Annotated in this window: 11 protein-coding genes and 1 other RNA gene; 8 read left to right on the forward strand and 4 right to left on the reverse strand. The window is 39.3% G+C overall.

The window, feature by feature from the left end:
- The first annotated feature begins 272 nt into the window (after window positions 1–272).
- Together ACP69Y_RS07815 and ACP69Y_RS07820 are read left to right on the forward strand one after the other, a co-directional pair.
- Window positions 273–524, forward strand: a complete 252-nt coding sequence (locus ACP69Y_RS07815) for a hypothetical protein (protein ID WP_425917649.1) — start codon at window positions 273–275, stop codon at window positions 522–524.
- Between the two features lie 1,050 nt (window positions 525–1,574).
- Entirely contained in the window at window positions 1,575–4,142 is a 2,568-nt protein-coding gene (locus ACP69Y_RS07820) for a bifunctional diguanylate cyclase/phosphodiesterase (protein ID WP_425917650.1), read from the forward strand.
- A 372-nt stretch (window positions 4,143–4,514) separates the two neighbouring features.
- On the opposite strand, the gene ssrS is transcribed toward ACP69Y_RS07820, so the two are convergent.
- The 3 genes from ssrS to ACP69Y_RS07835 all read right to left on the reverse strand — a co-directional run bounded on the left by ssrS (window position 4,515) and on the right by ACP69Y_RS07835 (window position 5,637).
- Window positions 4,515–4,698, reverse strand: a non-coding RNA gene (gene ssrS / locus ACP69Y_RS07825) — 6S RNA.
- Window positions 4,699–4,798: 100 nt separating this feature from the next.
- Complete coding sequence (locus ACP69Y_RS07830; protein WP_131213774.1) at window positions 4,799–5,083, reverse strand: cell division protein ZapA; 285 nt, start codon at window positions 5,081–5,083, stop codon at window positions 4,799–4,801.
- A gap of 2 nt (window positions 5,084–5,085) precedes the next feature.
- Window positions 5,086–5,637 carry a hypothetical protein gene (locus ACP69Y_RS07835; RefSeq protein ID WP_425917652.1) on the reverse strand — a complete coding sequence of 184 codons (552 nt, stop codon included), beginning with the start codon at window positions 5,635–5,637 and terminating at the stop codon, window positions 5,086–5,088.
- 64 nt (window positions 5,638–5,701) lie between these two features.
- Between ACP69Y_RS07835 and ACP69Y_RS07840 the strand changes: the two genes are divergently transcribed.
- The 6 genes from ACP69Y_RS07840 to ACP69Y_RS07865 all read left to right on the forward strand — a co-directional run bounded on the left by ACP69Y_RS07840 (window position 5,702) and on the right by ACP69Y_RS07865 (window position 11,673).
- Window positions 5,702–6,331, forward strand: a complete 630-nt coding sequence (locus tag ACP69Y_RS07840; protein WP_425917653.1) for a UPF0149 family protein — start codon at window positions 5,702–5,704, stop codon at window positions 6,329–6,331.
- A 79-nt stretch (window positions 6,332–6,410) separates the two neighbouring features.
- Window positions 6,411–7,742, forward strand: coding sequence for a Xaa-Pro aminopeptidase (gene pepP / locus ACP69Y_RS07845; protein ID WP_425917934.1), 1,332 nt, complete (start codon window positions 6,411–6,413; stop codon window positions 7,740–7,742).
- Window positions 7,743–8,080: 338 nt separating this feature from the next.
- Window positions 8,081–8,317, forward strand: coding sequence for a DUF378 domain-containing protein (locus tag ACP69Y_RS07850; RefSeq protein ID WP_425917655.1), 237 nt, complete (start codon window positions 8,081–8,083; stop codon window positions 8,315–8,317).
- A gap of 484 nt (window positions 8,318–8,801) precedes the next feature.
- The gene (ubiH, locus tag ACP69Y_RS07855) at window positions 8,802–10,010 is read left to right on the forward strand and encodes a 2-octaprenyl-6-methoxyphenyl hydroxylase (protein WP_425917657.1); all 1,209 of its coding nucleotides are present in this window, start codon (window positions 8,802–8,804) and stop codon (window positions 10,008–10,010) included.
- Window positions 10,007–11,248, forward strand: coding sequence for an FAD-dependent monooxygenase (locus tag ACP69Y_RS07860; protein ID WP_425917659.1), 1,242 nt, complete (start codon window positions 10,007–10,009; stop codon window positions 11,246–11,248). Before ubiH ends, ACP69Y_RS07860 begins: the two co-directional genes overlap by 4 nt.
- Window positions 11,249–11,424: 176 nt before the next feature.
- The gene (locus ACP69Y_RS07865) at window positions 11,425–11,673 is read left to right on the forward strand and encodes a hypothetical protein (protein ID WP_425917661.1); all 249 of its coding nucleotides are present in this window, start codon (window positions 11,425–11,427) and stop codon (window positions 11,671–11,673) included.
- An 80-nt stretch (window positions 11,674–11,753) separates the two neighbouring features.
- Here ACP69Y_RS07865 and rsmI read toward each other — a convergent pair whose 3' ends face one another.
- Complete coding sequence (rsmI, locus tag ACP69Y_RS07870; RefSeq protein WP_425917663.1) at window positions 11,754–12,593, reverse strand: 16S rRNA (cytidine(1402)-2'-O)-methyltransferase; 840 nt, start codon at window positions 12,591–12,593, stop codon at window positions 11,754–11,756.
- Window positions 12,594–12,598 lie beyond the last annotated feature (5 nt).

Below are 12,598 nucleotides of genomic sequence, written 5' to 3' on the forward strand. Positions count from 1 at the left end.
ATTTCCAATAAGTTGCTTCAAATTTAAGAAAGAAATCATCAATTAGGCAAAATAATTCGGTACTATTAAACATCAGGCCTAGAGCTTTAGGTTTGGTGTGGTAACTCAACTGATGGCTCTAGTCCTCTTATTTTTCAAGTCAATTTCTTATCCGAGATTCGGGTTAAATAAGTTCTAACAATAAAGAAATCATTACATATCTAATTATAAAATTTACAATTTTTACTTAGCGTCTTTTTATAATGTCTAGGAAAAATAACAGAGACATAAACATGCCTAAACTTCATAAATTAAAAGAGGTCAGTGCTAAAAGTAGTTGTGGCACAGAAATTATCGTAGAGCGGATTTATGAAAGAGTTCTAAATGAAGCCAGTAACGATGAAGCATGGATACCTTTGTCTAAAATTGCGCTTACAGACAAAGTAATTGATTTAAGTTATGACGAGACATTTACTCATCCTCGAACAGGGAAAGTATTTAAAGTATTAAGAGAGGAATATACGTCGGTTATTAGGGTGAACTAGTATTTTTCCCAAGCTGGATCGTCTTGGATAATTGGATAAATACGCCAAATAAAAGATGAAAAGCCCATGTAAAAATGGGCTTTTTTTGTAATAAAAATAAACAAATACTTAACAAATATTTTCTAAATACTAAGAAAGATGCATGCAATATATATTGCTTAATTAACCACTTACTTGATTAGAAAAAATGAAAAATAGTGCTAATTTTCATATATTGCAGCAAGTTTATAACTTTATTGCAGAAAGACCGGGCTTTAAATCGAAAAGTAAGCTGGATCTATTACTGGAGTTTTTCTCGGCAATACATGAGGATTTTCAAACTGCAATCAGGCTTGATTCGCCTTCTAAGATTGTAGGTAAATTTGGAAGTCGAGAAATAATTAATATTAAGTTGGCACCTTCACTAAGGGATAAAAATGAATTCTTGAAATGGGTATATCAACAATTGCACCGATAGTTTTATTTTCTGAACATCAACTTATTAATACAGGTGAAGACTATGATTAGGTTCCTGAGTAAATTATTTTGCATTCCTGTACACGATTATGAGTCTAATATATTTGCTGAAGTCGAATATCAGGAATATGACAAGACTAAATCTGAATAAATTTTCTCCAGTTCTGTGAATACATGATGCTAGACGCCCCATCGCTTGAAAAAGTAGGTGGGGCTTTTCTTATGGGGAATTTTATATAAAGTTGATAATGAACTTCTTATTTAATCTTGTCTCGAATACCGCTATTGATCAGGGCTATATTTTATTGTGACGGAGTGGCCGTAAGCTGAACTTTTGGTGCAGAGCTATTTATTTTGAAATTATATTTCTAAAGTGAGTTTTAGTGAAAATTTTGGGCAATAAAGTCAATTATTGCTATTCTCAATGTCTTAAAAATTGCTTATAAATTGAATGAATGTTTATAGAAATATTCCATCAAATATTTCTCTATTTAATATTGCTCGCTTATACTCGAATAAATACTCATTTCCTGTAATGATTAAGCTAGAGCTAGATCCAAAATGTAGCAAAGCCACAGAAGATAGAGTTTATAAATGAAAAAAAAATATGATGACCACGGTACCCAGCATATTTTTAACCTCATTGGACAACATACAGATCTTACATGTATTTTAAATGCAGTTACCCAGTGGCTTGAATTATGTATTTCAAATGCACTGGTCACTATTATGCTCTATTCCGAACAAGAGCAGACTTTAAAACTGGTCAGTGGGAAACAGCATTTTTCAGATCAGTATTGCACTGCAATCGATGGTTTAAAAATAGGTCCACATCAGGGAACTTTTGGAGCGGCTGCATTTCTGCGCAAGCTGGTGATTAGTCCAAATTTGATGAAAGATGATCATTGGGAACCCTATCGTGCTCTTATTAAAGCCGAAAAACTCTCTAGCTGCTGGGCCGCACCTATCATAAGCGCGACAGGCATCCTATATGGAACTTTTGCAACTTATTACAAAACCTCAAAAATACCGACTAAACGTCATATTAAGCTTTTAGAACAAGCTTCAACTTTAGTTGCATTAGCGCTTGAACTCAATGATGAACGCCAGCGACGACTGGTCATGAATGAAAAATATAGTTCGTTTTATACTTACCATCCCGATATAATTTTTGAACTTGATATACACGGGCATATTCTAAATACAAATATTGCATGCTGTGAAATTACGGGTTTTTCTGAAAAGCAAATTCGGGGCCAACATTACTGTGCATTTATCCCTGCTGAATATCATGAATTGGCTAACTCTGCATTTGAAGAAGCTAGTCAAGGTAAGGCTCAATATTATGAGCTTCCTATCTATAATGCCTTAGGAGAAATCTTGTGGCTTGAACTAACTAATTTGCCCGTTAAACAAAATCAAAAAGTTACGGGGGTATTTGGGATAGCACGCGACATTAGCCTAAGTCGAAAAAATCAGGAAAATTTACGCCTATTGAAACTTGGGGTAGAAGCGAGCCCTAACGCTATATTTATTACTGATGCATCTGAAGAAATGTTAATGGTTTATGTTAATCCTGCATTCCTTAATTTAACAGGCTATACAGAACAAGAAGTAATCGGACAGAGCTGCAATTTTTTACAGGGTTTCGATACCGATTTAGAGCAAATTTTATTACTCAAGCAAGCCGTGAGAGAACGAAAAGAAGTTCAGCTTACGCTAAAAAATTATTGTAAGGATGGAAGCTGGTTCTGGAGCCGTTTAACGTTGGGACCTGTCTTGGATAAAGAGGGGAATTGTAGTCATTTTTTGGGAATTCAGGAAGATACGACCCAACAACGTATTCATGAGGAATATATTAAGCATCAACACAGCCATGATTATTTAACTGGATTACCTAATCAAAAAGCTTTTGAAATTTTTTTAGAGCAATCTTTTGAATCACAACGCGATAGCTTAAAGCCTTTAATCCTGTTTTATATAGATCTAGATGACTTTAAGTCCATGAATGATAGCTTGGGACATCAGGTAGGTAATCAAATTCTGAAAAGTGTTGGTGAGCGGCTGCAAAATTTTCTAAAAGAAGATGATTTTCTCAGTCGTTTTGCGGAAGATGAATTTGCATTACTGATATCAGGTCCCCAAAATCAGAAGAGCGTCATTGCATTAGCCGAAAAGATTCTCGATCTTCTTTCACAACTTTTTCAGGTAGATAATCACCAGATCCATTTGAGTGCCAGTATTGGCATAGCAGTAGATAACGGTTCTATACCACGGTCTTCTGATCTCTTATATCAGTCTGTTCTGGCAATGAAGGAAGCAAAAAAACAAGGTCGTAATACTTGGCAATGGTATAAAGAAAGTAATAATAAAATTGCACCAGAAATAGATTATGCCCATTTGCGTCTGGAACTTAGGGAAGCTATCCAGCAGAAACAGTTTAATCTGTTTTATCAACCTCTGGTTCATCCATCAACTGGAAAGGTTAAGGGGGTGGAGGCGCTTGTACGCTGGTGTCATCCAGAGCGAGGTTATATTTTCCCGGATGTGTTTATACCTTTAGCAGAAAGAACTGGGCAGATTGTAGCAATTGGTCAATGGGTATTAGAAAAAGCCTGTTTAGATATTGCCGAATGGAACAAGCAACACAATACTCATCTTACCGTTTCAGTCAATATTTCTCCCTTACAGTTCGGTAGAACCGGTTTTCTAGAGGGGCTTAACCATGTGCTGGAAGTAAGTCATTTGCCTCCTGAATTGCTTAAAATTGAAATTACAGAAGGTGTAATTATCACGGGGGCAGAAAGAACAGTAGAAATTTTAAAATCGGTACGTGCTTTAGGGGTACAAGTAGCAATTGATGACTTTGGTACCGGTTATTCAAGCCTCAGTTATTTACGCCGTTTACCCATCAATCAAATTAAATTAGACCGTAGTTTTATTGAAGAATTAACCATAAATAATCAGGATGCTGCGATTGTTCAATCCATTATTCACCTGGCACATCAGCTTAATTTAGAAGTGGTGGCCGAAGGTGTAGAAACATTGAAACAGGCCAGTTTGTTATATCAGCAAGGTTGCGATTTGCTTCAGGGTTATTTTTATGCGAAACCTGCCCCGCTCACTGATTTAAAACTTATGTATACGGAATTGGGAAATTAAAGAAGCAGTACTAGGTTTTATTTTATGTTGTAGGGATTTACTTCAGATAACAACCTAAGAGCCACTGTTATTTCTAAGTGAAATATCTGATATATGATGAATATCAATATCTCGAACTGAATATGGATTTGGCCTGTAGATTAATTATATTTTTTGATTTTTTAAGAGATTCAAAACTAAGTGGATAGATAATTTTTTGATTAAATTTTCAATAAATTAAAATAGGAATATTAATTTTCTTCTCAGACCTCTTTTAGTCTAACTCGCAGAGCTGGGAAGATAATTTTTTATCTAGAGTATACAAATACTTAAAAAGGAAGAAATATAGAAGTAGAAATTTTTATTAGATTTATTTTCAAATAAATAACTTAAAACACTCCGAAGATGCCGCTGCATGTCATTACCCTTGAACCCTAAAGTTCAAGGTGGACGCGGCGCATACTTGCTGGGTTTCCTACACGAAGGCAGGCATACACTCTAAATATACAGAACGCATCCGGGGATGTAGATATCGGCTCAGGGGAATCTGACTCGCTGGCGAACATCTCAGAGATGAAACAAGTATAACCAATAATCACGTATTGGCAAATCATCCGTGTGCAGGAACTGTAAACTTAGATTTCAACTGCCGATACTTTACCCGATTTTAACAAAAATTAAGCCAAATCATCCACATCTTCTAAAATGGTCGCCAATAAGCGTTCGCAGTGAGCGTACTCTTGCAACGATTTATTCATCGCGAGCACTTCTTGCATCAACTCCAGCGCAACCATAATAATCAGTTTGGTTGGCTCTAGACGTGGGGCTTTACGACGAAAATCATCATATTTTCCATTTAACAATTCAGCCGCACGTTCCAAATCAGCCTTTTCAGTTTCAGTGGTGGCTAAACGAAAATTATGTCCCAATACGCGCAGCTCAACAGCAATTTGTTCACTCATGCTTAAATGTCCTCATTGGCTTCTGTCGGATGGGCAAGTTGTTGAATTTCTTGCGCGTGCTGGTCTTGAGAAGTCCCTAAAATAGATAAACGCTGAATAATGGCTTCAACCTTGGCCTTGGCATGTTCATTTTTTTGTAACAATCTTTCTCGTTCCTGCTGCAAACCCTGAATTTCCTGTTGAGCAAGCCGTTGTTCATTTTGCATTTTTTCTTTGATGACACGTAATTCATTACGTTCAGCCAGAATTTCCTGAAAACGATTTTTAAGATCGGTACAACTTTTTTCCAAACGGCTATAACGGTCTGCTAAAGAGGTGGCATCTGTATTCAATTGTTTGAATTGGGACCGCGCATCGCTTAATTGTTCACTCAGATCGTCTATTTCTTCTTGTTTCTTGGTGATGATGCCGTTCTTTTGCACAATTTGGGCATGGTGATGCTCGGCAGAATTTTCTTTTGCCGCGGTGAGTGCATTATTTTCACTTTCATAATGCGTAAGTCGCGTTTTTAAAACGCCAAGATGCGCCTGTAGACGCTGTAATTCTTCTAACATATCGTAGTCGCACAGTATTGCAAACAAAGGTAATATATACGAAGTATAGAGATTGGATAAACGAATGCAAGACGATATTTCAGGTTGGTCGGAATGGCACCACAATTTTTCAAAAATTGAAGAGATTTCAAGCCCAAGTGAGTTACATGGGTTACTTACAGGTATTGTTTGTGTTACTCAAGCACCTACCAGTGATGAATGGCAACAAATTTTAGCAAGTCTTGAAATTCCAGCATTGGATGAACATGTTCTGAATCTGCTCGCAGATGAAGCGGAAGATATTGCCCATGCTTTATCAGATGATGAACTCGACTATTTACCTCTTCTTCCTGATGACGAGCACGTTCTTGCGGATCGTGTACAAGCGTTGGCAGACTGGTGTGCAGGGGTTGTACTTGGTTTTGGTTTGGCTTCAGGTCACATCCGTCAAGATGAAATCGAATGGATTGAACATCTTCAAGATGTTGCAGCAGTCGAGTTTGAAGAATCTGATGATGACGAAGAAGGCGAAGAAAGCTATCAGGAGCTATATGAATTTGTACGCTTAATTCCTGTTAGCCTGTCATTGGGACGTAAGAAAGTAGAAATTGCAGAAACACCTTTGTTGAAAAAGATTCAGCCTCAATTGAAAAGCGCAGCTCCTACAGAGCCAAACAGTGTTGTAGAAATGTTTACCCCACATCGTCCGAGCTAATTCGGGCGATTCTGGTTCAACAATAGACCATTTAAAAAGTTATAAACTCCACTCATAAAAGACAAAAGTAAACTTAATGATGAAACTGACTCAAGCAGATTTTCAGGAACGTCGCGACCGCCTGGCAGAAGAAATGGGTCCGCACAGTATTGCGATTATTGCCACCAGTCCGGTTGCTATGCGTAACCGTGATGCAGATTATAAATTTCGTGCGGACAGCAGCTTTTTCTACCTGACGGGATTTGCAGAACCTGAAGCAGTGGCTGTCATTGAGACGTTTGAGTCTATTGATGAAGGTTATACCTATAGCTTGTTCTGCCGTGAACGTAACCGGGAAATGGAAATATGGAACGGTTACCGTGCCGGTGTAGATGGTGCAGTAGATGATTATGAGGCTGATGAAGCCTATGCCATCGATCTGCTGGATGAAGAAATTATCGAGAAATTGCTCGATAAACAAAAACTGTTCTATCGAATTGGCCAGCAAGCTGATTTTGATGCACGTGTAGCAAAGTGGATTGCTGAGGCAAATGGCGAATCACGTCGAGGTACGTCAGCACCTGCACATGTGATTCAGCTGGATCGTATTTTAGATGAAATGCGTTTGCACAAATCGGCACAAGAAATTGCCTTGATGCAAATTGCATCGAATATCAGTAGTGAAGCACATACGCGTGCCATGCAAACGGTTAAACCGGGCATGATGGAATATGCACTGGAAGCGGAACTAAATTACATTTTTGGCAAAAATGGCTGCGTTCCTGCCTATAACAGTATTGTTGGTGGCGGTGCCAATGGCTGTATTCTGCATTATGTGGAAAATGACAAAGAACTAAAAGATGGTGATCTGGTTCTAATTGATGCAGCAGCTGAATATCAATTGTATGCATCGGATATCACTCGTACTTTCCCGATTAATGGCAAGTTTAATCCTGAACAGAAAGCTTTATACGAGCTTGTACTAAAAGCACAACTGGCTGCGATTGATGCGGTACGTATCGGCAATTCCTATAAACAACCGCATAACGTTGCTGTTCGCATTATGGTTGAAGGTTTGGTGGGGCTTGGCTTAATGAAGGGCGACATTGAAGAAATTATCCGTACTGAATCTTTCCGTCAGTTCTATATGCATGGTACGGGTCACTGGTTGGGTATGGATGTGCATGATGTTGGTTCATATAAAATTGATGGGGAATGGCGTGCCTATGAAGAAGGTATGGTCGTTACTGTTGAGCCAGGCTTATATATTGCACCAGATGATGAAACAGTGGAGGCGAAATGGCGTGGTATTGGTATTCGTATTGAAGATGATGTGGTCGCTACTGAAAATGGGCCACTCGTACTCACTAAGGATGTGGTGAAAACAGTAGAAGATATTGAAGCGTTGATGGCGAGAGTGAAAGTAGCCTAAACGATTTTTTAGGATTAAAAGCCGGTCAAATGATCGGCTTTTTTATTAAAAATGCAATATTCTTGGACAAGGCATTTAGATATTTTATGAAGAATTAGCCTGAGTCATGGAGTGAATGTAAATGTTAGGATACTCATTCAATCAAAAGGCAATTTAATTTACGTTTATCACGAATAACTTAAACAAAACTAACCAAGTTAAAATTTAAGTTCTAAAAACTGACACGAATTCAACATAGAAAATCGGTTTTTAGCATCAAAGCAACATATTAAATCTGATTTTCTTCTCATACTTTCTCTGATCCTCAAATAAACTTAAAGAAGAGTGGGAGAGAAATTATGAGATTAAATACTATAGACTGGATTGCTTACGCTTTAACCATTATCGGTGGCATCAACTGGGGCTTAATTGGTGCATTTGACTTCAATTTGGTCGCTGCAATCTTTGGTGAAATGAGCACTCTATCTCGAATTGTTTATGTCTTGGTCGGTTTATCTGCACTTTATTTAATCTATACAGGAACTAAGTTAGGTAAATCGGTAGATCATGAGCCTCAGACAAGAGTTGTGCGTTAAGAGATAACGATCGCATACAAAGACCAATTTGAATCCTAATAAAGTCAATTATTCCGTAATTTATATCATTGGCTTATTCTGATGACCGAGTTGATCCTAGAAACTAGTTGATCTTAGAAAAGCGGAGCATAAGCTCCGTTTTTTTATAATGATGCATCAGAAATAGATGTGTTCCTGTTGGATATTATTTGGCATAGATATAGATACAGAATTTTTAGTTCTTATCGCTTCAATATGCTTTTCATGTTTGAACCATTTTTTATCATTGTTCCACTTATTTGAATAAATAAGTGTAAAAAATCCTTTTATGGCGGAAAGGCAGCAATAGGCTAACAACTGTATAACCGAAATTTACCGACAATCGAACATCACTTACAAGCGAAGCGCTAATTCATTATAAAAATGAAAATCTTTGAGGTAATATAAAATCAATCAAGATTATAAGTATCTAAACCTTATAGATACGACATAAAAGGATCAAAGCATGCAGCAAGAAGTGATCATCGTAGGCGGTGGTATGGTGGGGCTAAGTTTGGCCTTAATGTTAGCTAAAGCAAACATTGGGGTGAAGCTGTTAGAAGCCATCAAATATCCAAATTATGATGATGCCAATCTTGCGCCGTATCACTCCAGTTTCGATGCGCGAAATAGCGCATTATCCCGTCGTAGTGTGCAAATTTATCAAGAACTCGGTTTATGGAATGCCTTGCAAGAACATGCTACGCCTATTCTGGAAGTCAATATTACTGAACAGGGCAGTTTTGGTAAGGCACGTTTAAAAGCCGATCAAGAAAAAGTCGAAAGCTTTGGCCAAGTGATTGAGAATGCCTGGTTGGGTCGTGTGCTGCTCACTGAAGTCCAAAAACAGCCCCTGATTGAATTAATTGATGGTGTACAAGTCACCTCACTAACGCAAGATGCTGATCAAGCCCATATTGAAGCTGTACGTGGTGAGGAAAGCTTATCTTTGCAATCTAAACTCGTTATTGCTGCGGATGGCCGGGACTCTTTCTGCCGTAAAGCTCTAGGCATTGGTGCAGATGAGTATGATTATGATCAGGTCGCAATTGTTACTACAGTGCAAACCTCTAAACCTCATCACCATGTTGGTTTCGAGCGTTTTAGCCATTTAGGGCCTTTGGCACTATTACCTTTACCAGGCGAATATCGCCGTTCAGTGGTTTGGCCAGTGAAAAAAGGCACAGAAGGTGAATGGCTCGGTGAAGAAAACGATCAACATTTCCTAGATGCTTTGCAAGAAACCTATGGTGACCGAGCAGGGAAGTTCCAAAAAACTGGTCGTCGTTTCAGTTTCCCATTGTCACAAGTCCTTGCTGAAAAACAGGCAGTCGGTCGTGTGGTGCTGATGGGCAATGCGGCACATACCATTCATCCCGTTGCTGGACAGGGCTTTAACCTGTGTATGCGTGATGCTTATGTATTGGTGCGTTCTCTGACAGAGCAATTGGCAAAATCAGAAGATATTGGTGAGCCAAGCATGTTGCTTGCTTACGAGCAGGCCCGATTAACCGATCAACAGCGTGTAATTAAGTTCTGTGACACTGTGGTACGTGGTTTTAGTAATCAAAACCCGGTGCTCAAATTGATCCGTAATACCGGATTGCTTGCTTTTGATATGATTCCGGGCGTTAAGCCATTGGTAGCAAATTATGCAATGGGGTTAAAAGCATGAGTGACGTTCTGGAGGTGTTAGATGTCGTTGTTATTGGTGGTGGCTTGGTGGGTGGCTTAACCGCATTGTTGCTGGCTCAAGGTGGTGTTCAGGCGACTGTACTTGATGCCGCACCTATTTTAGATGAGCAAAAAGTACTTTCGGTTGCAAATCCACGTGTTTTGGCCCTTAGCCAAGCCACGATTCATTTGCTAAAAACAGTGCAGGTATGGGAAAAGCTTGCCCGTCAGATGCCGTATAGCGGCATGCAGGTCTGGAATAAAAATGGCTATGGTGAAATCAACTTTGGACAAGCGAGCCAAAACAAACCCAGTCCTGAACATAGGTTAGGTTCGATGGTTGAGCCGAGTATTTTGAATTTAGCCATTCAGCAAAAAATGCTGCAACAGCTACAAGATTACCGCACCCAAGTCAAAGTCATACGCGTAGAACAAGGTGTGGGGGTTTGGCATATTCATCTGGCGGATGGGACAGAGCTTAAAACCAAACTGGTGATTGGTGCCGATGGTGCAAACTCATTTGTCCGAGAACAAGCTTTTATTGATCTGGATATATTGGATTACAAGCAAGCAGGTTTAACTTGCGCAATTCATACTGCACAGCCACACCAGCATGTGGCCCGTCAGATTTTCCTTGAAACCGGCCCCTTGGCATTCTTACCGATGGCCAGTTTAAAGCCGGAACAAAATGGCTATTGGCAATCTATTGTGTGGACATTGCCTGATGATTACGCAGAACAATACGCAACTTTAGATGATGCCGCATTTACTGAACTTTTAACGCGTGAGAGTCATCATATGCTAGGTGAGGTTTTAGAGGCAACACCACGTGCACAATTCCCGCTTAAAGCACGTGCCGCACAGCAATATGTAAAAGCGGGCTTAGCCCTGATTGGCGATGCTGCACATGTGATTCATCCTCTCGCTGGGCAAGGAGTGAATATTGGTTGTCTGGATGCTGCCATTTTATGTGATGCATTACTGCACGACAAAAAGCGTGGAGTGTGGGCACATGAGCAAACCTTGCAGCGTTATGAACACCGTCGTAAAGGACAGAATGATGCCATGATGCATAGCATGTCTGCGATTGGCTGGATGGAAACCACCCAACTTTTCCCGGTTGTCTGGGCGCGAAATTTTGGCTTAAAACAAGTGGAGCAACATACCGCCTTAAAAGATGCCTTTATGTCTCAAGCCAATGGATTACAGGCTCTAAAAGACACTTGTTATGCAGTTTGAGTCTGAAATGCTGCTTTTTGTACAAATATTCATATAAGTTTACTTTTTTGATTAAAAAAGATACGATTTTTTTGTATTTGACTCTATCCGAAACCATCAGAGATTGCTAAATTTCTTCCTAATTCAAAACCAATTCACATTGGAACGATAGACGTTATTTGTGGGGAGAAAGAGCGATGACAGATATGAATGACTACGATGAAGTAGAAGAAACAGCAGTAGATGAGGATGAAGCGAAGGCGGCTGAAAAAGGTGCATCTGACAGTGAAGCTATACCCACTGATGGCGATGTGGCTGAGGCAGAAACTTTAACCGTGACTGCTAAACTTAAGAAGCGCCAAGCCTTAGAAGATGAACTTGCTGCCTTTCTTGCTCAAGGTGGCCGTATTACGGAAGTTCCCGCAGATGAATCTGCTAAGGGTTAATGGTTGTAATCCTTGATTTTGTCCCAGGCTATAAAAAAGCATCACAGAAGTGATGCTTTTTTGGTTTTTACTGATGCATTTTAATCTTTAGTGGTGAGTTCCAAAGCACGTTGATAAGCCACTTTCTTTTTAATGCCCGTCAAATCAGCGGCCAACTGTGAAGCTGCTTTTACCGATAAATCTTGCAACAAGCGAGTCAATAATTGATCCAGTTTTTCTTGATCTAAATCTTTTTCTGCCGTTGCACCACCAATGACTAAAACAATTTCACCTTTTTGCTGGTTATGGTCAGATTCAATCAATTGAATCAACTCCGCCAAAGTCATTTTTTTGATGGTTTCAAACGTTTTGGTAATTTCACGGGCAAAACCAACCGGGCGGTCTGCACCAAAAATATCGGCCATATCTTTAACTGAATCTAAAATGCGATGTGGTGCTTCATAAAAAATTAAAGTTTGGGTTTCATCTTTCAGTTTTTCTAACTGAATTCGACGCTGAGATTGACGCGAAGGCAAAAAACCTTGAAAGCTGAAACGGTCGCTCGGCAAACCGACAGAACTGAGCGCCGCAATTGCAGCACAAGCACCCGGTACAGGAACCACGCGAATATTTTGCTCTTGCGCAGCACGAACCAGTTTAAAACCCGGGTCACTAATCAGCGGCGTCCCTGCATCACTAATTAATGCCATATTTTCGCCATTCAGCAATCTTTGGATCAATATATCTATTTTGTTACTTTCGTTATGCTCATGACACGCAGTCAGGGGAGTTGATATATTATGATGCTTTAATAATTGAGCAGAAGTACGCGTATCTTCTGCCGCGATAATACTTACAGACTTTAAAACATCAATCGCACGATAAGTGATGTCATCTAAGTGCCCAATTGGGGTCGCTACAACAAATAACTGAGCACTCATAAGGT

It is taken from the genome of Acinetobacter sp. TSRC1-2 (assembly GCF_049895885.1).
Taxonomy (GTDB): Bacteria; Pseudomonadota; Gammaproteobacteria; order Pseudomonadales; family Moraxellaceae; genus Acinetobacter.